Consider the following 23458-nt stretch of genomic DNA (forward strand, 5'->3'; position numbering starts at 1 on the left):
GACGGTCCCCGAGGTGGTTGGCGAGGACAACCTACGTCGTCGCCAGGGATCCCGACAGACCCCCGTCCCGCCGGGTGCGCGAAGCGGCGATCCCGTTCCGGGCGCGCGACGCACCGACGGGGTCACTACACTTGGGGCCGATATGGCTGAGTACATCTACCAGATGGTCCGCGCCCGCAAGGCGGTCGGCGACAAGCTGATCCTCGACGACGTCACGATGTCGTTCCTCCCCGGCGCCAAGATCGGCGTCGTGGGACCGAACGGTGCGGGCAAGTCGACGATCCTGAAGATCATGGCCGGTCTCGACCAGCCGTCGAACGGTGAGGCGAAGCTCACGCCGGGCTTCACCGTCGGCATCCTCATGCAGGAGCCGGAGCTCGACGAGACGAAGACCGTCCTCGAGAACGTCCAGGAAGGCGTCGGCGAGATCCACGCGAAGCTCGCCCGCTTCAACGAGATCTCCGCGCTGATGGCCGAGCCGGACGCCGACTTCGACGCGCTCCTCGCCGAGATGGGCACACTGCAGGAAGAGATCGACGCTGCCGACGCGTGGGACCTCGACTCGCAGCTCGAGCAGGCCATGGCCGCGCTCCAGTGCCCCCCGGGGGACGAGCTCGTCACGCACCTGTCCGGCGGTGAGAAGCGTCGCGTCGCGCTCTGCAAGCTCCTGCTCCAGAAGCCCGACCTGCTCCTGCTCGACGAGCCCACCAACCACCTGGACGCCGAGAGCGTGCAGTGGCTCGAGCAGCACCTGCAGCAGTACCACGGTGCCGTCCTCGCCGTGACCCACGACCGGTACTTCCTGGACCACGTCGCCCAGTGGATCGCCGAGGTCGACCGTGGTCGCCTCTACCCGTACGAGGGCAACTACTCGACGTACCTCGAGAAGAAGCGTGCGCGCCTCGAGGTGCAGGGCAAGAAGGACGCGAAGCTCGCGAAGCGCCTGTCCTCCGAGCTCGACTGGGTCCGCAGCAACACCAAGGGTCGTCAGGCGAAGTCGAAGGCCCGTCTCGCCCGGTACGAAGAGATGGTCACCGAGGCCGAGCGCACCCGCAAGCTCGACTTCGAGGAGATCGTGATCCCCGTGGGTCCTCGTCTGGGCTCGCAGGTCATCGACGCCGAGAAGCTGCACAAGCAGTTCGGTGAGCGCGTCATCATCGGTGACCTGTCGTTCACGCTGCCCCGCAACGGCATCGTCGGCGTCATCGGCCCGAACGGTGTCGGCAAGACGACGCTGTTCAAGACGATCGTCGGGCTCGAACCCCTCGACGGCGGCACGCTGAAGATCGGCGACACCGTCGACATCTCGTACGTCGACCAGAGCCGTGGCGGCATCGACCCGAACAAGAACCTGTGGGAGGTCGTGTCCGACGGGCTCGACTACATCCAGGTCGGCAAGACCGAGATCCCGTCCCGCGCCTACGTTTCGCAGTTCGGGTTCAAGGGCCCGGACCAGCAGAAGCGTGCCGGCATCCTGTCCGGTGGCGAGCGCAACCGCCTGAACCTCGCGCTGACGCTCAAGCAGGGCGGCAACCTGCTGCTGCTCGACGAGCCGACGAACGACCTGGACGTCGAGACCCTCGGCAGCCTCGAGAACGCCCTGCTCGAGTACCCCGGTTGCGCCGTGGTCATCACCCACGACCGGTGGTTCCTCGACCGCATCGCGACCCACATCCTGGCGTGGGAAGGCCTCAACGAGGACGGCACGCCGAACTGGTACTGGTTCGAGGGCAACTTCGAGGCGTACGAGGAGAACAAGATCGAGCGCCTCGGTGCCGACGCCGCGAAGCCCGGGCGCGCGACGTACCGCAAGCTCACCCGCGACTGACCCGCGTGGCGAGACTGCACGCTCCCATCCGCATGCGGTGGAGCGACATCGACGCCTACGGCCACGTCAACAACTCCGCGATGCTGCGCCTGCTCGAAGAGGCGCGCATCGTGGGGTTCTGGGGTCCGGACGAGGGTGAGCTGTCGGCGGACGGCAGCCTGCCCGAGCCGATCATCGACGGTCGGCCGGGCTCCGGCACGATGACGGTGATCGCCGGACAGCGCCTCGAGTACCTCGCGTCGATCCCGTACCTGCGCCAGCCGCTCGACATCCAGATGTGGATCGGGCGGCTCGGCGGGGCGAGCGTCGACGTGTCGTACGAGGTCTGGTCCCCGGTCGGGCAGCAGCCGGCCGAGCTCTACACCCGGGCGACGACCGCGCTCGTCATGGTGGACGCCGCCACGAACCGTCCTCGGCGGCTGACCGCGGCCGAGCGTGCGGCGTGCGAGCAGTACCTCGAGTCCCCGGTGGAGTTCAGCCGCCCGTAGGGACCCGCATCATGCCCTCCTGCGCCACGGTCGCCAGCAGGCGTCCGTCGCGGGAGAACATCCGGCCGAACGCGAGCCCCCGGCCGCCCTGCGCGCTGGGGGACTCCTGCGTGTACAGGATCCACTCGTCGGCCCGACCGTCGCGGTGCCACCACATCGCGTGGTCGAGGCTGGCGCTCTTCACGCCGGGCGTGCCCCAGGCGACGCCGTGCCGCCGCATGATCGGTTCGAGGATCGACAGGTCGCTGGCGTACCCGAGGACCGCACGGTGCAGCGCCGGGTCGTCCGGCAGGTCGCCCTGCACACGGAACCAGACCGCCTGGTGCGGCACGTGCTCGCCCTGCACGTCGACGAACACCGGTCCCTCGACGTGCCGCAGGTCGATCGAGCGCTCGGCCCAGGCCTTGGCGACGGGGTGGTCGATGGTGGAAAGGATCGACGCGGCGGACGGCAGCGACTCCGGTGACGGCGTGTCCACCGGGTACGGGTCATGGTGCTCGACCCCGGTGTCCGGCACCTGGAACGACGCGATCATCGAGAAGATCGGAACTCCGCGCTGGTAGGCCTGCACGCGCCGCGTCGCGAAGGACCGACCGTCGTGGATGCGTTCGACGCCGAAGGTGATCGGCACGTCGATGTCGCCGGGGCGCAGGAAGTACCCGTGCATCGAGTGGATGTCACGCCCCTCGATGGTGGCCTGCGCGGCGACGATGCACTGGGCGAGCACCTGGCCGCCGAACACCCGCCCGCCGGGGGACCAGTGGTTCGCGCCGGTGAGGATCGTCTCACCCGTGCTCGCACCGGTGTCCTCGAGTCGGAGGGTCCGCAGGAAGTCGGGTTCGCCGTTCACGTGGTGCAGTCTACGAACACAGGGTGCGCCGGTAGGATCGGTTCGACATGGGCACCTCGTTCACGCTTCCCGACGCCGCCTCCCTCGGGGACCTCCGCACGTACCTCGGACGTGCCGCTCGGATCGAGGACGGTTCGGTCCGGTTCATCGCCGACTCCGGTGTCCTCGCGGTCTACACGGCGATCCTGTACCCCCTCGGACTCCTCGACGAGCTGCCGACGGTGCTCGGCCTCCGCACGTTCTCGCTCACCGAGCCCGCGACGATCGACGCCGTGGTGCCGCTGCAGTCCCTGCTCGAGCGGCTCCGGCTCCTCGCCGAGGCACAGGACGCCGAGCACGCCGACGGCGCCGACCCGACGCGGGCCACCCCGATCGAGGTCGAGCTCCCGCACGAGGTCCACACCGTGACGTGGGCGGCGATCTCCCCGCCCCGTGGCGGATGGGTGCCGCTGCCCGACGTCTCGCCGGAGCTGCTGCGCCGCGCCACCCGTGACGGCATCGCCGAGGTCGCCGACGCCGTCCCGACCAACGCGGGTGAGGCGATCATCCGCAAGGTGCGATCCGAGGTCTGGGGCCGTCCGGTGCCGGGCATCGAGCACCTGCCCGCTGGTGCGGGCTTCGCGGGGGAGAGCCTCGGCTTCCTCGGGCACGACCCGGTCCGCCTGTTCGAGACCGGTCCGTGGAGCCGTCTGACGACGTCGCGTGGGCACGTGCTCGTCAAACGCCGCGCCTGGACCCTGAACCTGTAGCGAACGTCACGTCCTGGCCAGGTGGTTGGCTGGCCGCATGCACGTCTTGCTCACCGGTGCGTCCGGGTACATCGGTTCCTCTGTCCTCCGCGCCCTCGTCGCCCACGGGCACGAGGTGACCGCCATCGTCCGCTCCGACGAGAAGGCGCAACACGTGCGTGACGCCGGTGGGCACGCCCTCGTCGGGGACGTCACCGACACCGAGGCCGTCGAACGGCTGCTGCACGAGACCGACGGCGTCGTCCACACGGCGTCCGCGCCCGACGTCGACCCGGACTTCACCGCGACGGTCCTGCGCGCGTCCGCCGGCACACCGAAGCCGTTCGTGCACACCGGCGGCATCTTCACCTTCGGCAACTCGACGGACATCTCCGAGCAGTCCCCGATCGATCCGCCCGAGCTGACGTCGTGGCGCACGGCGAACGAGGCTGCCGTGCGGGCGAGTGACGTGCGGACCACGATCGTCGCCCCGGGCATCGTGTACGGGCGAGGTGCCGGCATCCCCGCGATGTTCGTCAGCGACGGCACCCAGCCGGTCACGCTGGTCGGTGACGGCTCGCAGCGCTGGACCACGGTGCACGTCGACGACCTCGGCGAGCTCTACGTCCTCGCGCTGGAGCGTGCCGAGCTGGACGGGTACATCGTCGCCGCGACCGGGGACAACCCGACGGTGCGCGAGCTCGCCGAAGCGGGGGCGCACGGCGCACCGGTCGTGGCCGAGAGCGTCGATGCTTCGCGCGAGCGACTCGGTGGGGCCTTCGCCGACGCGCTGCTCCTGCACCAGGAGGCGTCCGGAGCCCACGCCCGCTCCGCCTTCGGCTGGAACCCGACGCACCCGTCCCTGGTCCAGGACCTCGCCACCGGCTCGTACGCGCGCTGAAGGCGGACGAACGGCCCTTGACGACGGCGTCAGCGCCGTCGAGGTTCCACAACACGCCGCACGCCGTTCGCCGAGGTTCCACGAACGGGACGAAGCGCCGCCGAGATGTGCAGATTTCGGAACCTGGGCGGCAGTCGGAACCTGGACGGCAGTCGGAACCTGGGCGGCTGAAGAGCAGGCGTCAGTCGAAGGTGTTCGTCATGGCGTGCGCGGCGCGGTCGAGGTACGCCCAGAGCTCGGCCTCGTCGAGGGGTGCGAGCTGCAGGGACTCGACGGCCTCGCGCATGTGGTGCAGCCAGCGCTCGCGGGCCTCGGACGTGATGCGGAACGGGTTGTGCCGCATCCGGAGCCGGGGGTGTCCGCGCTCCTCGCTGTAGGTGCCCGGCCCGCCCCAGTACTGCTGCAGGAAAGCCGACAGGCGCCAGATCGCGCCCTCGAGGTCGTCGGCCGGGTACATCGGCCAGATGACGTCGTCCTGCTGCACGCCCTCGTAGAAGCGGCGCACGAGCCGGTCGAAGGTCGGGGCGCCACCGATGCGGTCGAAGAGCGAGCCGGTGGCCGAGGCGCCGTGCTCGCCGACCCGAAGCGTGATGGGCTGCGCCGGAACACCCGGCACGCCGGGCATGCCGAGACCAGCCCCGCCGGGGCCACTGCTCGGAGGTGTGGGATCGGTCACTGGGAGTCCTTCCCACCGTCGTGGTGGTCGTCGGTGCGGATGGGCTGCCCGAGCACGTTGCGCTTGGTGCGTCGCGGCTTGGTCGGTGCCGGGGTGGGCCGCGTCTGCACGGACCGCAGGCCGTTGATCGAGGTCGCGTTCTCCCAGCCCTCGGGCATGATCATCGCCATCGCCGGCAGGGTGATGCCGAGCTCGTCGACGGCGTGCTTCAGGCGGGCGCGGAGTTCGCGGCCGACGACGTCGAGCTCGGAGGCGCGGGTCTTCACGACGAGGCGGAACACCATGCCGTCGGGGGAGACCGACTGCAGCCCCCAGATCTCGGGCTTCTCGACGATGCGCTGGCGCCAGCGGGGCTCCTGCGACATGGTGACGGCGGCCGCGAGCAGGGCGTCCTGCACGGCGTCGATGTCGGTGTCGTAGGGGACGGTGATGTCGACGAGGACGCGCGACCAGCCCTGGGACAGGTTGCCGACGCGCAGGATCTGCCCGTTCGGCACGAACCACAGGATCCCGTTGACGTCGCGCACCTGCATGACACGGAGTCCGACGTTCTCGACGACGCCCGTGGCCTGCCCGGTGTCGACGACGTCGCCGACGCCGGCCTGGTCCTCGAGGATCATGAAGATGCCGGACAGCAGGTCCTTCACGATCGACTGTGCGCCGACGGCGAGGCCCGCGGCGACGAGCGACGCGCCACCGACGATGCCGACGGCGGCGTCCGGGATCGCCACGGGGATGATGATCGCAAGGGCCACCACCACGACGATGACCGTCGCGAGGTTCTCGAGCACGCTGCCCAGGGTGCGGGTCCGCTGCACCACGCGCGCGGTCTGGACCGGCGACGCGATGAGTGCCTGCGTGTCCTCGGCGCCTTGACGCTTCTTCACGCCGTTCACGACACGGTCGACGATCTGCTTGATCATCCGGCGGAGGATCACGCGCAGGATGATCGCCGCGATGATCGTGATCACGATCGTGATCGGGATGTGCCAGGCGTCGACGAACTGGGTGAACGCGTTGGATGCCCACTTCGGGACGTCGGAGGTCTCTGCAGCCAAGGTCATATCCGGTCGATGCTAAAGGCGGGGCCTCGGCGTTCCATGAGGAACGCCAAGACCCCGCCGATCAGTCACTCGAGCTCAGGCGTCGGCAGCCTGCACCCGGAGCGCACGCTCCGTGCCCGCGACGCTCTCGGACACGATCCGCCGCAGCGCCGGGGTCTCCGGGTGCGCCTCGAGCCACGCGTGGGCGGCGTCGCGGAGCTCGGCCGACGCGAGCGGCGCCGGGTAGAGGCCCGAGACGATGGTGTCGGCCATGTGGTAGCTGCGCTCGGCCCACATGCGGGTGAGCACCTCGAAGTACTTCGGCACGAGGCCTTCGAGCACGACAGGGCTGTTCACGTGCTGGAACCCGACCGTGGTCTGGCGCACGATCGCGTTCGGCAGCTCGGAGGAGTCGACGAGCGACGCGAAGGCGGCCAGCTTGCCCTCGGCGGTCGGGATCGTCGCACGGGCGCGGGCCGCGGCCTGCTCACCCGACGCGGTCTTGTCGGCCGCGAGTTCGGCGTCGACCTCGGCATCGGAGGCGGCACCGGCGAGCACGAGGCCCTCGAGCAGCTCCCAGCGCAGGTCGGTGTCGATCTCGAGCCCGTTCAGTGTGACCGAACCGTCGCGCAGCCCCTGCAGGGTGGCGACGTGCTCGGGCGTCGACGCGATCTGTGCGAAGAACTTCACGAACTGGAACTGGGCGTCCGACCCGGCCTCGGCCGAGGCCGCGAGCTGCCAGAGCGTCTCGCCCACCGTGCGGACCGTGGCGTCGACCTTCGACGGCGCCACGTAGTTGCGCGTCGTCAGGAGCAGCTGCGACAGGGTCGTGCGGATGGTCGTCGACTCGGATTCGGTCGCGATGTTGCCGAGCGCGAGCCGGACGTAGTCGCTGGCGGGCGATTCGGCGTCGCGCGTGGCATCCCACATCGCACCCCACACGATGGAGCGCGCGAGCGGGTTCGCGATGGCCGCGAGGTGCTCGATCGCCGTCGTGCGGGACTGCTCGTCGAGACGGATCTTGGCGTAGGCCAGGTCGTCGTCGTTGAGGAGCACGAGGTCGCCGCGCTGCACGCCGACGAGCTCGGGGACCTCGGTGCGTGCGCCGTCGACGTCGATCTCGACGCGGTGCACGCGCTCGAGCTTGCCGCCGGACGACGCGGTGTCGGCACCGAACGGCGCGGAGTCGTCCGTCCCGAAGGAGTAGACGCCGATGGCCAGGCGGTGCGGGCGGAGCGTCGGGTAGTCGGCCGGCGCTTCCTGCAGGACGGCGAACGCGGTGATCGCGCCGGACGCGTCGACCTCGATCTCCGGGCGGAGCGTGTTGACGCCCGCGGTCTCGAGCCAGAGCTTCGACCACTCGGACAGGTCGCGGCCGCTGGTGGCCTCGAGCTCGACGAGCAGGTCGCGCAGCTCGGTGTTCGAGTGGTGGTGCTTCTTGAAGTAGGCCGAGACGCCGGCGAAGAACGCGTCGATGCCGACCCACGCCACGAGCTGCTTCAGGACGGAGCCGCCCTTGGCGTACGTGATGCCGTCGAAGTTGACCTGGACGTCCTCGAGGTCGTTGATCGTCGCGACGATCGGGTGGGTCGAGGGGAGCTGGTCCTGGCGGTAGGCCCAGGACTTCTCCATCGCCTGGAACGTGGTCCAGGCCTCGGTCCACTCGGTGGCCTCGGCGGTGGCGATCGTGGAGGCCCACTCGGCGAACGACTCGTTCAGCCACAGGTCGTTCCACCACTTCATGGTGACGAGGTCGCCGAACCACATGTGGGCGAGCTCGTGCAGGATCGTGACGACCCGGCGCTCCTTGATGGCGTCGGTCACCTTCGAGCGGAAGACGTAGGTCTCGGTGAACGTGACCGCGCCCGCGTTCTCCATCGCGCCGGCGTTGAACTCCGGCACGAAGAGCTGGTCGTACTTCTCGAACGGGTACGGGACGTCGAACTTCTCCTCGTAGTAGGCGAAGCCCTTCTTCGTGGTCTCGAACACGTACTCGGGGTCGAGGTACTCGGCCAGCGACTTGCGCGCGAAGACGCCGAGCGGGATGGTGCGGCCGTCGCTGCTCGTGAGTTCGTCGCGGACGACCTCGTACGGGCCGGCGATGAGCGCCGTGATGTAGCTCGAGATGGTCGCGGTGGGCGGGAAGGCCCAGGTCGCGTTCTCACCGTCGACGTGGGGCTCGGGCGTCGGGGAGTTCGACACGACCTGCCACCGTGACGGCGCCGTCACGGTGAAGGAGAACTGTGCCTTGAGGTCGGGCTGCTCGAACACCGCGAACATGCGGCGCGAGTCGGGGACCTCGAACTGGGAGTACAGGTACACCTCGTCGTCCACGGGATCGACGAAGCGGTGCAGGCCCTCGCCGGTGTTCGTGTACAGCGCGTCGCTGACGACCACGAGCTCGTTCTGCTCCTGCAGGTCGTCGAGCTGGATGCGGACGCCGTCGTTCACCGCGGCGACGTCGAGCGCGGTGCCGTTCAGGGTGACGGAGTGCACGGTCTTCGTGATCGCGTCGATGAACGTGGACGCACCGGCGGTCGCGGTGAAGCGCACGCGGGTGGTGCTGCCGAACGTCTCGGCGCCGCGGGTCAGGTCGAGCTCGACGTCGTACGTCTGCACGCTGACGATGCCGGCACGTTCCTGGGCTTCGGTTCTGGTGAGGTTCTCTCCGGGCACGCAACGCTCCATCTTCGCTGAGGACGCGGACGATCGTGGTCCGCGAGGGGGAGTCCCGGCACGGCGTCGTGCACCGGCGGGACGGTCATCCCCAGCCTAGCGACGCCGCGTACGCTCGGAGCGTGAGCGAGACGACTGTGGACAAGACGACGGAACACACGACGGAACACCCGACCGAACGCACCACCGTGGAGTTCTGGTTCGACCCGAACTGCCCCTGGGCCTGGATGACGAGCCGCTGGGTGGGCGAGGTCGCCGAGCACCGCGACCTCGACGTCACGTGGAAGGTGATGAGCCTGTTCGTCCTGAACGAGGACCAGGACATCCCCGACGAGTACCGCGAGCGCATCCACAAGGGGCAGCTCTACCCGCGCATCGTCACGGCGGCGCGGCTCCGGCTCGGCCAGGACATCGTGAAGCCGCTCTACGACGCCCTCGGTGAGCACATCCACCACCGCCAGGAGCAGGACCCCGACCAGGTGGTCCCCGCCGTGCTCGCGGAGCTCGGCCTCGACGCCGACCTGCTCGAGTACGCCTGGACGGACGAGGTCGACGCCGCCGTGCGCGTCAGCCACCAGGACGGCATCGACCGCGTCGGACAGGACGTCGGCACGCCCGTCATCGCCGTCGCCGGCACCGCGTTCTTCGGCCCGGTCATCTCCCCGGCACCCAAGGGCCAGGAAGCGCTCGACCTGTGGGACGGCGTCGTCGCCGTGGCGAAGTACCCCGGCTTCTTCGAGCTCAAGCGCTCGCGCACCGTCGGCCCGGTCTTCGACACCACCGACTGACGGGAGGCGCGGCTCGCCCCCGCCCCTCGGCTCGCGTCAGGCGAGCGGCAGGCGCATGAGCGTCAGGTCCAGCCAGCGGTCGAACTTGCGCCCGACCTCGGGCACGACCGCGACCGTGCTAAACCCGAGCTTCTCGTGCAGGGCGATCGACCCGGTGTTCGTGCTGCAGATCCCGGCCATCATGACGTGCCGGCCCTCGGCGGTCGCCCGCTCGACGAGCGATCGCATCAGGGTCGAGGCGATGCCCCGACCGCGGAACGACTCGACCACGTAGACGCTGTGCTCGACGGTCAGCCGGTACCCGTGGTGCGGCCGCCACTGCGAGTACGTGGCGTATCCGGCCACAGTGCCGTCGACCTCGGCGACGAGCACGGGGTACCCGTCGCCCTGCCGCTCGGCCAGCCAGCCGTCGAAGTAGGCGCGGGGGTGCGGGGTCTCCTGCCAGATGGCGGTGGAGTGCAGCACGGCGTCGACGTGCAGGGCGTGCACGACGTCGAGGTCGCCGGGTCCGCAATCGCGCACCACGACCGGATCCGTCCCGTTCGTCGCATATGCTGTCGTCATGTCTCACATCGTAGACGACGAGCCGGGTCTCGCGGAACGGGCCCTCGGCGAGCGCCTCCAACGCCTGCGCACCGAACGCAAGTGGAGCCTCACCGAGCTCGCCGAGGAGTCCGGTGTCTCCCGCGCGATGATCAACCGCGTCGAGCGCGGGGTGTCGAGCCCCACCGCGACGATCCTCGGCCGGCTCTCCGGCGCCTTCGGCCTGACGATCTCGCAGCTCCTCGACGAGGCCCTCGAGCACGAGGTGCCCAGGGCGACCGACCCCGACGACGCACGTGGCATCCAACGCGGCGCGACCGCGGAGTCCTGGACCGATCCCGACACCGGGTACCGCCGCCGTCCGGTCTCGAGTGCGGCGTTCCCCGCGGACGTCACCGAGGTGCGCCTCCCGGCCGGCCGCGAAGTGGCCTACCCGGCGTCCGCCTACGCGTTCCTGCGGCACTGCATCTGGGTCGTCGACGGCGTGCTCGAGCTCGTCGTCGGCGGCGAGCCGACGCGGCTCGCCGCGGGGGACCGGATCGAGCTCGGTGACCCCGCCGACGTGGTCTACCGGAACCCGGGCGAGGGGCCCACGCGGTACGTCGTCGTGGTGGTCCGGGGGCAGTAGTCGCAGGAATAGGATCGGTTCCATGCGCATCCACCTCGGAACGGACCACGCCGGCCTCGAGTTCAACCAGACCCTCGCAACGCACCTGACCGAAGCCGGGCACGAGGTCGTGGACCACGGACCGACCGAGTACGACGCGCTCGACGACTACCCCTCGTTCTGCATCAACGCCGCGCACGCCGTGGTGCAGGACCAGCGGGCCGGCGTCCAGGCGCTCGGCGTCGTGTTCGGCGGCTCCGGCAACGGTGAGCAGATCGCCGCGAACAAGGTCGAGGGTGTCCGCGCAGCGCTCGTCTGGAACGAGTCGACCGCACTCCTCGCACGCCAGCACAACGACGCCAACGTCATCTCGATCGGTGCCCGCCAGCACACCGAGGACGAAGCGATCCGCTTCGTCGACCTGTTCATCGCCGAGCCGTTCTCGGGCGAGGAGCGTCACGCACGCCGCATCGCGCAGCTGGCCGAGTACGAGCAGACGGGGCACATCGCCGGCAAGCAGATCGACGGCTCGGCCGAGTAGACAGGTCCCATGCCCGAGGGTCACTCCGTCCACCGAATCGCCAACCAGTTCACCCGGCACTTCGTCGGCAAGCGCTGCGAGGTGTCCAGTCCGCAGGGGCGGTTCGCCGCCGGGGCCGCGCAGCTCGACGGCAAGCGGATGATCGCTGCCCGGGCGGTGGCGAAGCAGATGTTCCTCGAGTTCGAGGGCGACCTGTTCCTGCGCGTCCACCTCGGGCTCTACGGCGCGTGGGACTTCGCCGGCGACCTGTCGACCGCCACGGCGCTGTCCGCCGACGACGACGGCGAGGAGTCCCTCACGTCGATCGGCGCACCCCGACTGGCGCGGTACCGGATGGCCGAGCAGGAGAAGGTCGAGGACCCGATCGAGTCCTTCCCGCCGGACCCCGTCGGCCAGGTGCGGGTCCGGATCCTGACCGAGGACACCGTCGCCGACCTGCGCGGTCCGACCGCCTGCGTGGTGGAGACCCCGGCCGAGGTGCAGCGTGCCCTCGACAAGCTCGGCCCCGACCCGATGAACGACGACGGTCCCGAGGCCGAGAAGACGTTCGTGGACAACGTCCGGAAGCGGAACGTCGCCATCGGCCAGCTGCTCATGGACCAGTCCGTGGTGAGCGGCATCGGCAACATCTACCGGGCCGAACTGCTGTTCCGGCAGCGCATCGACCCGTACAAGGTCGGCAAGAAGATCACCGTCAAGCAGGCGAAGGCGCTGTGGGCGGACTGGTCGAAGCTGCTGCGCGACGGCGTCCGCGACGGCCTGATGATGACGATGGACGGCCTGTCCGACGCCGAGTACAAGAAGGCGCAGCGGTCGCGCAAGGACCGGCACTGGGTCTACCACCGCCAGGGTGAGCCCTGCCGGGTGTGCGGCACCGAGATCCGGGTGGCCGACATGGCCGGTCGGAAGCTCTACTGGTGCCCGAAGGACCAGAAGTAGCGCGCTTCAGAGCTCTGAGTACGTGAACCGTCCGGCGATCGCGGTCGCGAGCACCCGCATCGACCGCAACGAGGACGACGACGCCGCCAGCGGGTCCGACTCGACGAGCACCAGGTCCGCGACGTCGCCGACCGCGACGCTGACCCGACCGTCCGTGGACCCCTGCCACGCGGCGAGCGCCGAGAGTCGTTCGGCGGGGTGCCACGGGTCGCGGCCGTCCCGGTCGCGTCCCACGGCCGCGGCCATCGAGATCCACGGGTCGAGCGGCGCGACGGGGGCGTCCGAACCGAGCAGCAGGCGCGCTCCGGCTCGGGCGAGCGACGCGAACGCGAAGGCGCGGTCGGTGCGGCCCGCCCAGTGCCGGTCGGCGATGTCGCGGTCGTCCATGGCGTGCTCGGGCTGCACCGAGGCGGCCACCCCGAGCCTGGCGAACCGGTCGACGTCGGTGTCGACGAGCAGTTGCGCGTGCTCGATGGTGCCGCGGGCGCCGACGGCTTCGAAGACGTCGAGCGCGAGGGTGTTCGCCCGGTCGCCGATGGCGTGGATCGCGGGGACGAGTCCGGCGTCGACGGCTCGGCGGGTGATCGCGACGAGGTCGTCGAACTCCCACGCCAGCACGCCGGAGCCGTCGGCCATGGCCGCGGTCCGGGTGCCGAGCGAGCCGTCGGTGACGACCTTGAACGGCCCCATCGTGAGCAGGCCGCGGGTCCGGTCGACGACGTCGCCGGTGCGGAGTCCGCGGTCGATCACGGCGTCGAGTTCCGCTGGGTAGACGCCCGACGACACCCGGAGGGCGTCGGTGCCAGCGTGGATCCGGCGCGCCCAGCGGTCGAGGCCGAAGCGCATCTCGAGGTCGACGATGCCCGTCACACCGCGGGCGGCAGCGGCCTCCGCGGCGTCGGCGACGTACCCGTCGAGCAGGTCGTCCGGCACCTGCGAGAGCGCACCGGTCACGTCGAAGGCGTCCTGCTCGCGCAGGATCCCGTCGTCACCCGCCTCGAGCGAGCGGCCGACGAGTGCGGAGAAGTGCGCGAGCGCGAGGGCGTTGCACCAGACGGCGTGCAGGTCACCGCTGATGACGACGGTCGGGAGGCCCGGTGCGGCCTGGTCGAGCAGCTCGCGTCGTGCGGGGGTCGGCCACAACCCGTCGCGGTAGCCGTGTCCGATCAGCACGCGGTCCGGCACCCCGGTCCGCGCGACCGCGGCGAGGAGGTCGGCGGTCGACTCCGCGGAGTCGCAGCCGGAGACGTCGACGCGGCGGCGCACCAGGGCCCACTGGTCGAAGTGCGTGTGGTGGTCGCGGAGGCCGGGGCCGAGCCAGGCGCCGGCGGCGTCGACGACCTCGGTGTCGGGGCCGGCGGGGTCGAGCGTGCCGGCAGGCGCGATCTCGGTGACCAGGCCGTCGGTGATGCGGACGTCGGCGGGGGCCCCGGAGGTGCCCACCCTGCGGACGGTGCGGAGCAGGTTCTCCATCACCGAGCCTCCCGGTCGTCAGCGCGCGCAGCGTGCGCTCGCTCCATCTCGTCGGCGAGCGCCGGCGACGCGTAGGGGCCGTCGCCGCGCAGGCCGGCGATGATGCGGTCGACGACTTCCGGCGCCTTGTTCTGGGAGAGCTTCGCACGGGCGTCGAACCGGGTGACCCGGATGCGGATGCCGACGGTGCCCTTCGCCATCCGGCGCGCGGTCTCCTCGTCGATCTCGAGGGACACCGGCTCGGGCATGACGCGCTCGAAGTGGTCGACGAGCTCGCCGAGCACCCGGAAGTTCTCGTCGTCGGACAGCAGCTCCGGCGTGCCCCACAGATGGGCGGTGACGTGGTTCCAGGTCGGCACGAACTGCTCCGGCGGGTACCAGGCGGGGGAGATGTAGCCGTGCGGACCCTGCACCACGACCAGGACCTCGTGGCGGCCGAGTTCGTGCGCGAGTTCGTCGGGGCGGCCGACGTGCGAGACGAGGACGACCTGGTCGGGGTCGTCGTCCGGCCCGGGTGTCTCGAGCAGGAACGGGTAGTGCGACGCGACGATCCCGGCGTCGGTGTGCGACACGATCGTGGCCCACGGGTTGCCGGCGACGAGGCGCTTGACCTCGTCGACGTCCGTCATCAGGAAGTGGGGTGTGTGCCGCATGGTCCGAGCGTGGCACACGGCCCCGGTCGAGCGCGACACCTGTCGTTTCGCGAGTGTTTCAGAACGGTAAAAGTTTCAGAGTTCATTGAAAGAAGCATTGTGCCGGGTGCTCGAACGGGCCTAGCTTCACTCATCAACGACGACCCGAGGAGACCCCCATGCGACGCAGGACCATCGCCGCCCTGGCCACGGCAGCCACACTGGCGCTCGTGGTGACCGGCTGTTCGGCGAGCGGCACGGCCGACTCCGCCGGCGGATCGAGCCTGGTGTACGCCACCGGCGAGCCCGACCACCTGACGCCCGGACGACAGACCGTCGCGTTCGACCAGGTGCAGAGCCTGTTCGCGCCGCTGACGCAGACCGACGCGAAGGGCGAGCTCCACGACGTCGCCGCGAAGAGCGTCGAGAGCGACGACGCCACCACATGGACCATCACCCTCCGGGACGGCTGGACGTTCCAGAACGGCGAGGCCGTCACCCCGGAGAGCTACGTGAAGGCCTGGAACCACGTCGCCTACGGACCCAACGCGTGGGAGAACAGCGGGCAGCTCGCCGCGATCGTCGGGTACACCGACCTCAACCCGGCGAAGGGCACCCCGAAGACGAAGGAGATGTCGGGGCTGCAGGTCACCGGCAAGGACACCTTCACGGTCACGCTCACCCACGCCGACAGCCAGTTCCCGCTCCAGCTCAGCCAGGCCCAGACGGCGTTCTACCCGATGCCCGAGGCCGCCTACGACGACCTGAAGGCGTACGACGAGAAGCCGATCGGGAACGGCCCCTACGAGATGCAGTCGGCGTGGAAGGCGGACAAGGAGTTCACCGTCACCGCGTGGAAGGACTACGAGGGCACGAAGCCGGTCACGAAGGACGTCACGTTCCGGAGCTACTCGGACATGAACACCGCCTACACCGACGTCCTCGCGGGCAACGCCGACGTGCTGTTCCTGCCGACCGACAAGATGACGAGCGCGAAGGCCGACTTCGGTGACCGCCTGCACTCCTTCGACGCTCCGGGCATCGACTACCTCGGCTTCCCGCTCTGGGACGACCGGTACTCCGACCCCGACGTCCGTCGCGCGATCTCGATGTCGATCGACCGCGACGAGGTGAACACGGCAATCTACGGCGGCCTGTACGAACCCGCCACCGCGCTCACGCCCCCGTCGATGTCCGGCACCGAAGAGGGCATCTGCGGCGACGCGTGCGAGTTCGACCCCGCGGCGGCCAAGAAGCTCCTGGCGAAGTCCGGCGGCTTCGACGGCACGATCACGCTCGTCTACCCCGGCGGCAGCGGCCTTGACTCGCTCTACGAGGCGTACGCCAACCAGATCCGGCAGAACCTGGGCGTCGACACCGTCGCGAAGGCCACCACCGACTGGGCCTCGTACTACTCCGAGCTGACGGACAAGAAGGTCGCCGGCCCGCACTTCGGTCACTGGGGTGCGCTGTACATCAGTCAGCAGAACACCCTCCGCGCCCTGTTCACCCTGGCCGGCGGCTGCTCGCCCTGCACCGGGTACTACCAGTCCGACACCGTCGACGCGCTGCTCGCGAAGGCCGACTCGGCCGGCTCGCAGGACGAGGCGAACGAGTACTACACGAAGACGCAGGAGGCCGTCCTCGAGGACTTCCCCGTCGTCCCGACCTTCTTCGACAAGTACTCGTACGTCACGAGCGACAAGGTCACGAAGCTCCCCGCGGTCGCCGGCAGCCCGGTCGTCGCGCAGATCGCCGTGAAGTAGGGCACCACCACATGGACCAGCGCACCATCCTCCGCCTGGCGGCCGAGGTCCCCGACCACGACGGCTTCCCGCTCGTCGACGACCTGCACGCCCGGTTCGACGCGCTCGCCGCGGCGCACCCGGACCAGGTCACGGTCACCCGGATCGGCACCAGCCGGCTCGGTGAACCGCTGCACTCCTACCGGATCGGCACCGGGTCGCACGCCGCCGTCGTGGTCGGCGGCGTGCACCCGAACGAACCGATCGGTTCGTGGACGGCCCTGCACCTCGCCGAGACGGTGCTCACCGACGACGACGCCCGTGCGCTCGACGTCACCTGGCACATCGTCCCGACGATCGACCCGGACGGCATGCGGCTCAACGAGGCGTGGTTCCATGACCCGCACGACCGGGTGTTCTACTCGCGGCACTTCTACCGCCCGGCACCGGACAGCCAGGTGGAGTGGACGTTCCCGAACAGCCACAAGTCGGTGTACTTCGACCAGGTGCTGCCGGAGACGCTCGCGTTCATGCGGCTCATCGACGACACCGAGCCGGACCTGCTGGTGTCGCTGCACAACGGCGAGATGGGCGGGGTCTACTACTACCTGTCCGAGGACCTGCCCGACGTCGTCGACACCCTGCACGCGGTCCCCGCCGCGCTCGGGCTGCCGCTCGACACCGGGGAGCCCGAGTCACCGTTCCTGCGCGAACTCGCCCCCGCGGTGTTCGCGATGGACGGGATCGAGACCGCGTACGACTACCTCGAAGGACTCGGGGTCGACCCGGGCGAGCACATCCACGGTGCGTCGAGTGCGGCGTGGGCGATGCGGCACGGAGCACTGTGCATGGTGGCCGAACTGCCGTACTGGAGCCACCCGGACGCCGACGACCAGACCCCGACCGACGAGTCCTACGCCGACCTGCTGCGGCGCTGCTCCGCCGAGCTCGGCGCCTCGGGCGAGGAACTCCAGCAGCTGCTCGACGAGGCGTCTCCGATGCTGTCGATCGAGTCGCCGTTCCTCGAGGCGTCGCGGGCCTTCGTGCCGATGCTCGTCGGCACGGCGGACACCGACCGCCGCCGGGCCGACCGGGAGCCGGCCGACCGGCGGGCCACCGTCGCGGAGCGCTTCGGCTGCGAGGACCTGGTCCGCTGCTTCCGGCTGCGCTACGGCGGCATGCTGCTGCGCGCGTTCGAGGCGGAGACCACCGCCGGTACGGCGTCCGCGCCGCTCCGGCGCCTGCGCGACCGCCTGGCGGAGCGCTACGCGCACTGGCAGGCCGACGCCGCCACCGAGGCGGACCCGATCCCGGTGCGGAAACTGGTGGGGGTGCAGTACGGGGCGATCCTCGCCTGCGCGAGCCACGTCGCCGAAGGCGACGACGGAAGGCACAGTGCGGACCCGACCCGTGCCTCCCGTCCGGTGTCGGCGGCCGTGTCGGGAGGCGCGTGATGCGTCCGACGCTCGCCGTCGGTCGCCGGCTCGGCGGCCTGGCCATCGTGTTCCTCGGGGTGACGTTCCTCATCTACGCGATGACGTTCGCGCTGCCCGGTGACCCGATCCGGGCGCTCGGCGGCGACCGGCCGCTCAGCGACGCGGTCGTCCGCACGCTCCGGGCCGAGTACCACCTGGACCAGCCGCTCTGGCTGCAGTACGTGCAGTACGTCGGCGGGCTGTTCCGCGGCAACTTCGGCACCGACTTCAACGGGCAGTCCGTCGGCGAGCAGATGGCCTCGCGGTGGCCCGTCACGATCACCCTGGCGCTCACCGCGTGGGCCCTCGAGATCGTCCTGGGCATCGGGCTCGGGGTGCTCTCCGCCCTGAAGCGCGGGACCGCCCTCGACAAGACGGTGCTGGTCGGCACCATCGTCGTCGGTGCGATCCCCGTGTTCGTCCTCGGCGTCGCCCTGCAGCTGGTGTTCTCGGTGCGGCTGCACTGGTTCCCGGTCGCCGGCGTCACCGCAGGCTGGCCGACGGCGTACATCCTGCCGGCGTTCGTCATCGCGCTGTTCGGGCTCGCCGCGGTGTCCCGGCTCACCCGCACCTCGATGATCGAGACGCTCGACGCCGACTACGTCCGGACCGCACGGGCCAAGGGGCTCGCACCCGGTCGGATCGTCGGCGTGCACGTGATGCGGAACTCGCTCATCCCCACCGCCACCTACCTGGCGACCGACCTCGGGTACCTGATGGGCGGCACCGTGATCATCGAGGGCATCTTCAACCTGCCCGGGGTCGGGAACCTGCTGTTCCAGGGCATCCGGTCGCACGAGGGCGCCGTCGTCGTCGGCATCTCGACCGCGCTCATCCTGGTGTTCCTCGTCACGAGCGTGCTCGTCGACCTGCTGCACGCCGCCCTCGACCCCCGCGTCCGGACCGGAGCAGCCGCATGACCACCTCAGCGCTCAGCGCCACCGTCGAACCCGTCGTCGGCGGCCGACGACGACCCCTGCTGGCCGCGGCCCGTACCCCGGGCTTCTGGGTGCCCGCCTCGGTCCTGGTCGTCGTGCTGCTCATCGCGTCGTTCCCGCAGCTGTTCGCCGGACTGTTCGGCCACGGCGACCCCCGGGTGTGCGACCTCGGGCAGAGCGGCGCCTCGCCGACCAGCGGACACCCGTTCGGCTTCGACCTGCAGGGCTGCGACGTGTACGCCAACGTCGTGTACGGCACCCGGTCGTCGACCGCCGTCGCGGTGCTCACCACCGTGCTCGCCGGCATGGTCGCCGTCGTCGTCGGGACGATCGCCGGCATGGTCGGCGGCTGGGTCGACGCCGTGCTCGCCCGCCTGACCGACGTGTTCCTCGGCTTCCCGTTCCTGCTCGGCGCCGTCGTGGTGCTCAACAGCGTGGGGGAGCGGTCCGTGCTGACGGTGTCGCTCGTGCTCGCGCTGTTCGGGTGGCCGACGATGGCCCGGCTCGTGCGGTCGAGCGTCCGCAGCGTGCGGAACGCCGAGTTCGTGCTCGCCGCCCGCACGATGGGGCTGTCCACCTGGCGGATCACCACCCGGTACGTGCTGCCGTCGTCGATCTCGCCGCTGCTCGTGCTCGCGACCATCACCGTCGGCGGCGTCATCGTGTCCGAGTCGTCGCTGACCTACCTCGGCATCGGGCTCGAGAGCCCGGCGATCTCGTGGGGGCTGCAGCTCTCCGCCGCGACGTCGCAGTTCCTCCGCGCCCCGCACATGCTCATCGCACCCGCGACGTTCCTCGCCGTCACGGTGCTCTCCGTCATCGCGCTCGGCGACACGCTGCGCGCCGCGCTCGACCCGCGTCGGCGCTGACCTCCACGGTGCACGCCGCGTCGCGGTGGGCACCGTCGCGACCGACGCGCCAGACTCGAACCACCGCCCTTCGAAAGGACCACCGTGACCGACACCCTCTCCGCGTACCGGAAGACCCTGCCCTACATCCACGAGTGGGTGTCGTACAAGGTCTGGCAGCTGCGGGTGCCGGGCGTGCAGGTCGCCATCGGGTTCGGCGGCGAGGTGCTGTTCGACGAAGCCTGGGGCTACGCCGACGTCGAGGCCGGGCGCCGCCTGACCACCACCGACCTGTTCCGCATCGCCTCGCACTCGAAGACCTTCACCGCGACGGCACTGCTCCAGCTCGCCGAGCGCGGTTCGCTCCGGCTCGACGACACCGTCGGCACGTACATCCCGGCGCTGGTCGACGGCGGCTCCCCGCTCGCCGACGCCACGATCCGTGAGCTCATGGAGATGGGCGCCGGGGTCATCCGCGACGGCCACGACGGCGACTACTGGTCGCTCCTGCGCCCGTTCCCCGACGAGCAGGAGCTGCTGGCACTCGTGCTCGACCGCGGGCAGAAGGTCCCCACCGGATCGTCGTTCAACTACTCGAACCTCGGCTACTCGCTGCTCGGGCTCGTCATCGCCGCGGTCTCCGGGCAGTCCTACAACGACTTCGTCCGCGAGTCGATCACCGAACCCCTGGGCCTGCGGAACACCGGCCCCGACTGGGACCCCACGCGCGCCGACGACTTCGTGGTCGGCTACACCGGGTTCCACACCGCGCGGCAGCGGCAGCGCATCGACCACGTGGACACCCACGCCATGGCCGCCGCCACCGGGTTCCACGGCACCGCCTCCGACCTGGTCAAGTACTTCTCGCAGCACGTCATCGGGGCCGGCAGCCTGCTCGACGACCACTCGAAGCGACTCGCGCAGCGCAAGGCCTGGAGCGCCACCGACGACCCGGCCGCCCGCGGCTACGGCGCCGGGTTCATCGTCGACCGCATCGGCGGCCGCGAGGTCCGCGGTCACTCCGGCGGGTTCCCCGGGCACATCACGCAGTCGCTGTTCGACCCGGCATCCGGACTCGTCGTGTCCGTGCTGACGAGCGCCGCCGCCGGTCCCGCCACCCTCATCGCCACCGCCATCGTGCAGATGCTCGACGCCGCGGCGGACACGTCCGCGCCCGGCACCCCCGTGCCCGACGACGTCGACACCACCGCCTACACCGGCCGCTTCGCCAACCCGTGGGGCGTCAGCGACATCGCCCGGATCGGCGACCGGCTCGTCGAGGTCGACCCGTCCGGACCGGAACCGCTCGACACCCCCACCCGACTCGAGGTCGTCGACGCGGACACGCTCCGGATGACGCACGGCAACCGCTTCGGCTCGATCGACGAGGACATCACCTTCACGCGCGACGCCGACCGTACCGTCCGGTCGATCCGCGCCGGTGGTGGCATGACCGAGGAACCGTGGACGATCCCGACCGAGTCGCCCGAGGTCGCGGCAGGGCTGGCACCGTGAGCGACGACGGTGTCGGGCGCGACGACGTCGTGCTCGAACCCGAGCGTCAGGCGTTCGTCGAGGAGTTCGCCCTCATGCTCAACGACGGTGCTGGCATGGCGCTCACCGACGCCCGCGTGCTCGGCTACCTCATGATGACCCGCGCGCCGCACTCGTCCTCCGCCGATCTCCAACGCGCCCTCGGCGCCAGCTCGGGTTCGGTCTCGATGGCGACGCGCCGGCTCGTCGACTCCGGGTTCGTGAAGCGGCAGATCGTCGCCGGCGAGCGCAGCCACTACTTCCGCGCCGAGGCCGACGTCTGGGGTTCCTGGCTCGCCGGGGAACGGAAGTACCTCGACCGGCAGCGCGACATCATCGGACACGGCCTGGCGGTGGTCGAGCACGCCGGCCGCACCGGGGCGGGCGACGTCGACGCCGAGGTCCGCGAGCGCCTGCTCAACGGCCGCGACTACATGCAGTGGTTGCAGGGCCACCACCACAAGATGCTCGAGGACTGGGAGGCGTTCAAGGCCGCCCGCGACCGCACCGACCGCTCGGAGACCCCATGACCGACGTCCTGACCGTCGACCACCTGTCCGTGACCTTCGACGTCGACGGCGCCGAGGTCCGCGCGGTCGACGACGCCTCGTTCACCGTCGGCCGCGGCGAGGTCGTCGCCGTCGTCGGGGAGTCCGGATCCGGCAAGAGCATGACCGCGATGACGGCGATGGGGATCGCGCCGGACGGCGCGCGCTCCTCCGGCAGCATCCGGCTCGGCGACCTCGAGGTGCTCGGCACCGACGAACGCACCCTGCGCGGGGTCCGCGGCCGCAGCGTGTCGATGATCTTCCAGGACCCGTCGGCCGCGCTCAACCCGGTGTTCACGGTCGGGTTCCAGCTGGCCGAGGCCGTCCGCCGCGCCGACGCCTCGCACGACCGCGCCGCCGTCCGGCACCGTTCGCTCGAGCTCCTGCGTGCCGTCGAGGTGCCGGAACCCGAACGCCGGCTCGGCCAGTACCCGCACGAGCTCTCCGGCGGACAGGCGCAGCGGGTGATGATCGCGATGGCGCTCGCCGCCGACCCCGACCTGCTCATCGCCGACGAGCCGACGACCGCACTCGACGTCACGGTGCAGGCCGAGGTGCTCGACGTCCTGCGTGCGCTGCGCGAACGCACCGGCACCGCGATCCTCCTCATCACCCACGACATGGGCGTCGTCGCCGACATCGCCGACCGCGTGGTCGTCATGCGTCGCGGTCGCGTCGTCGAGACGGGCACCGTCGCCGCGGTCTTCGCCGCACCGTCCGCCGACTACACCCGCGACCTGCTCGCTGCGGTCCCACGCATGGGCACCGAGGTCGGCCGGGAGGCGCGGGTCGACCCCGTCACGGAGGCCCCGTCGGTCGTCCTCGACGTCCGGCACCTCGTGGTCGAGTACGGCGGTGCGCTGCGCGGGCGGTTCCGCGCGGTCGACGACGTGTCGTTCACGGTCGGTCGCGGTGAGATCGTCGGACTCGTGGGCGAGTCCGGCAGCGGCAAGACCACCATCGGCCGCGCCGCCGTGGGGCTCGCACCGATCACGTCCGGTTCGGTCGTCGTCGAGGGCACCGACGTGGCAGTCGCCCGGCGAGCAGCGCGCCGGGAGATGCGGCGACACGTCGGCGTGGTCTTCCAGAACCCGCTCCGGTCGCTCAACCCGCGCTACACGGTCGGACAGACCGTCGCCGAGCCGCTCCGGCAGATCCTGCGCCTGCCGTCGGCCCAGATCGACGAACGTGTGGAGCGGCTGCTCGCCGACGTCGGCCTGGACGGCGGGTACCGCGAGCGCTTCCCGCACGAGCTCTCCGGCGGACAACGGCAGCGCGTCGCGATCGCCCGCGCCGTCGCACTCGACCCCGCACTGCTCATCGCCGACGAGCCGACGAGCGCCCTCGACGTCTCGGTGCAGGCCCGGGTGCTCGACGTCTTCCGCGAGCTGCAGGAACGTCTCGGCTTCGCGTGCCTGTTCGTCACCCACGACCTGGCCGTGGTCGACACGCTGTGCGACCGGGTCGTCGTGCTGCACGGTGGGAAGGTCGCCGAGCAGGGGAGTCGCGACGCCATCCTCCGGTCGCCGCAGGACCCCTACACGCGTCGACTCATCCAGGCCGCGCCGGTGCCGGACCCGGACGAGCAGGCAGTGCGCCGATCCGAGCGCCTGGCGGCACGGGCCGGCTGAGGGGCGCTCGCCGGCTCAGCGGCCCTG

At 70.6% G+C, this 23458-nt stretch carries 22 protein-coding genes; 15 read left to right on the forward strand and 7 right to left on the reverse strand.

Translation table 11 applies throughout. The features are described from left to right. Positions 1-142 precede the first annotated feature (142 nt). The gene (gene ettA / locus EDF47_RS08455) at positions 143-1828 is read left to right on the forward strand and encodes an energy-dependent translational throttle protein EttA (RefSeq protein WP_111086790.1); all 1686 of its coding nucleotides are present in this window, start codon (positions 143-145) and stop codon (positions 1826-1828) included. 32 nt (positions 1829-1860) lie between these two features. Next, positions 1861-2316, forward strand: coding sequence for a thioesterase family protein (locus EDF47_RS08460; protein ID WP_133936805.1), 456 nt, complete (start codon positions 1861-1863; stop codon positions 2314-2316). Here EDF47_RS08460 and EDF47_RS08465 read toward each other — a convergent pair. Then, positions 2303-3166 carry an acyl-CoA thioesterase II gene (locus EDF47_RS08465; protein ID WP_133936803.1) on the reverse strand — a complete coding sequence of 288 codons (864 nt, stop codon included), beginning with the start codon at positions 3164-3166 and terminating at the stop codon, positions 2303-2305. The genes EDF47_RS08460 and EDF47_RS08465 overlap by 14 nt on opposite strands. A gap of 47 nt (positions 3167-3213) precedes the next feature. Here EDF47_RS08465 and EDF47_RS08470 point away from each other — a divergent pair, with 47 nt between their 5' ends. Beyond that, on the forward strand, positions 3214-3915 hold the full coding sequence (locus EDF47_RS08470; RefSeq protein WP_111086787.1) for a hypothetical protein: 702 nt from the start codon (positions 3214-3216) through the stop codon (positions 3913-3915). A 37-nt stretch (positions 3916-3952) separates the two neighbouring features. Then, positions 3953-4795 (forward strand): NAD-dependent epimerase/dehydratase family protein, encoded by an 843-nt coding sequence (locus tag EDF47_RS08475; protein ID WP_133936801.1) that lies wholly within the window; start codon positions 3953-3955, stop codon positions 4793-4795. A gap of 181 nt (positions 4796-4976) precedes the next feature. Here EDF47_RS08475 and EDF47_RS08480 read toward each other — a convergent pair whose 3' ends face one another. From EDF47_RS08480 to pepN, 3 genes are all read right to left on the reverse strand, one after another. Continuing rightward, entirely contained in the window at positions 4977-5471 is a 495-nt protein-coding gene (locus EDF47_RS08480) for a globin (protein ID WP_279586383.1), read from the reverse strand. After that, entirely contained in the window at positions 5468-6535 is a 1068-nt protein-coding gene (locus EDF47_RS08485) for a mechanosensitive ion channel domain-containing protein (RefSeq protein WP_133936799.1), read from the reverse strand. Before EDF47_RS08485 ends, EDF47_RS08480 begins: the two co-directional genes overlap by 4 nt. A gap of 75 nt (positions 6536-6610) precedes the next feature. Then, entirely contained in the window at positions 6611-9190 is a 2580-nt protein-coding gene (gene pepN / locus EDF47_RS08490; RefSeq protein ID WP_133936797.1) for an aminopeptidase N, read from the reverse strand. Positions 9191-9312: 122 nt separating this feature from the next. Between pepN and EDF47_RS08495 the strand changes: the two genes are divergently transcribed. Next, positions 9313-9978 carry a DsbA family protein gene (locus EDF47_RS08495; RefSeq protein WP_133936795.1) on the forward strand — a complete coding sequence of 222 codons (666 nt, stop codon included), beginning with the start codon at positions 9313-9315 and terminating at the stop codon, positions 9976-9978. Positions 9979-10014: 36 nt separating this feature from the next. Here the strand turns inward: EDF47_RS08495 and EDF47_RS08500 are convergent, their stop codons facing one another. Next, positions 10015-10542, reverse strand: coding sequence for a GNAT family N-acetyltransferase (locus EDF47_RS08500; protein WP_131878477.1), 528 nt, complete (start codon positions 10540-10542; stop codon positions 10015-10017). On the opposite strand from EDF47_RS08500, the gene EDF47_RS08505 reads away from it, so the two are divergent. From EDF47_RS08505 to EDF47_RS08515, 3 genes are read left to right on the forward strand one after another with little or no spacing between them, the layout of a single operon-like run. Further along, positions 10541-11149 (forward strand): XRE family transcriptional regulator, encoded by a 609-nt coding sequence (locus EDF47_RS08505; protein WP_123673322.1) that lies wholly within the window; start codon positions 10541-10543, stop codon positions 11147-11149. The two genes, EDF47_RS08500 and EDF47_RS08505, sit on opposite strands and share 2 nt — an antisense overlap. Positions 11150-11171: 22 nt before the next feature. Further along, on the forward strand, positions 11172-11669 hold the full coding sequence (locus EDF47_RS08510; RefSeq protein ID WP_123293994.1) for a ribose-5-phosphate isomerase: 498 nt from the start codon (positions 11172-11174) through the stop codon (positions 11667-11669). 9 nt (positions 11670-11678) lie between these two features. Further along, positions 11679-12608 (forward strand): DNA-formamidopyrimidine glycosylase family protein, encoded by a 930-nt coding sequence (locus EDF47_RS08515; protein ID WP_133936793.1) that lies wholly within the window; start codon positions 11679-11681, stop codon positions 12606-12608. 6 nt (positions 12609-12614) lie between these two features. Here EDF47_RS08515 and EDF47_RS08520 read toward each other — a convergent pair whose 3' ends face one another. Both EDF47_RS08520 and EDF47_RS08525 read right to left on the reverse strand, forming a co-directional pair. After that, a complete protein-coding gene (locus EDF47_RS08520; RefSeq protein WP_133936791.1) occupies positions 12615-14081 on the reverse strand; it encodes an amidohydrolase family protein in 1467 nt (488 codons plus the stop codon). Next, positions 14081-14734, reverse strand: coding sequence for an FMN-binding negative transcriptional regulator (locus EDF47_RS08525; RefSeq protein WP_133936789.1), 654 nt, complete (start codon positions 14732-14734; stop codon positions 14081-14083). Before EDF47_RS08525 ends, EDF47_RS08520 begins: the two co-directional genes overlap by 1 nt. A gap of 158 nt (positions 14735-14892) precedes the next feature. On the opposite strand from EDF47_RS08525, the gene EDF47_RS08530 reads away from it, so the two are divergent. From EDF47_RS08530 to EDF47_RS08560, 7 genes are all read left to right on the forward strand, one after another. After that, the gene (locus EDF47_RS08530) at positions 14893-16479 is read left to right on the forward strand and encodes an ABC transporter substrate-binding protein (RefSeq protein WP_243834028.1); all 1587 of its coding nucleotides are present in this window, start codon (positions 14893-14895) and stop codon (positions 16477-16479) included. A gap of 11 nt (positions 16480-16490) precedes the next feature. Further along, complete coding sequence (locus EDF47_RS08535; protein ID WP_133936787.1) at positions 16491-17912, forward strand: M14 family zinc carboxypeptidase; 1422 nt, start codon at positions 16491-16493, stop codon at positions 17910-17912. Further along, positions 17912-18853 (forward strand): ABC transporter permease, encoded by a 942-nt coding sequence (locus tag EDF47_RS08540; protein ID WP_133936785.1) that lies wholly within the window; start codon positions 17912-17914, stop codon positions 18851-18853. The genes EDF47_RS08535 and EDF47_RS08540 overlap by 1 nt, the downstream gene beginning before the upstream one ends. Further along, entirely contained in the window at positions 18850-19740 is an 891-nt protein-coding gene (locus tag EDF47_RS08545; RefSeq protein WP_133936783.1) for an ABC transporter permease, read from the forward strand. The genes EDF47_RS08540 and EDF47_RS08545 overlap by 4 nt, the downstream gene beginning before the upstream one ends. Before the next feature lie 84 nt (positions 19741-19824). Next, positions 19825-21234 carry a serine hydrolase gene (locus EDF47_RS08550; protein WP_243834029.1) on the forward strand — a complete coding sequence of 470 codons (1410 nt, stop codon included), beginning with the start codon at positions 19825-19827 and terminating at the stop codon, positions 21232-21234. Beyond that, entirely contained in the window at positions 21231-21782 is a 552-nt protein-coding gene (locus EDF47_RS08555) for a MarR family transcriptional regulator (protein ID WP_131878487.1), read from the forward strand. Before EDF47_RS08550 ends, EDF47_RS08555 begins: the two co-directional genes overlap by 4 nt. Next, a complete protein-coding gene (locus tag EDF47_RS08560) occupies positions 21779-23431 on the forward strand; it encodes an ABC transporter ATP-binding protein (RefSeq protein WP_133936781.1) in 1653 nt (550 codons plus the stop codon). Before EDF47_RS08555 ends, EDF47_RS08560 begins: the two co-directional genes overlap by 4 nt. Positions 23432-23458: the final 27 nt, after the last annotated feature.

The sequence above is a fragment of the Curtobacterium sp. PhB190 genome (assembly GCF_004365385.1).
Taxonomy (GTDB): Bacteria; Actinomycetota; Actinomycetes; order Actinomycetales; family Microbacteriaceae; genus Curtobacterium.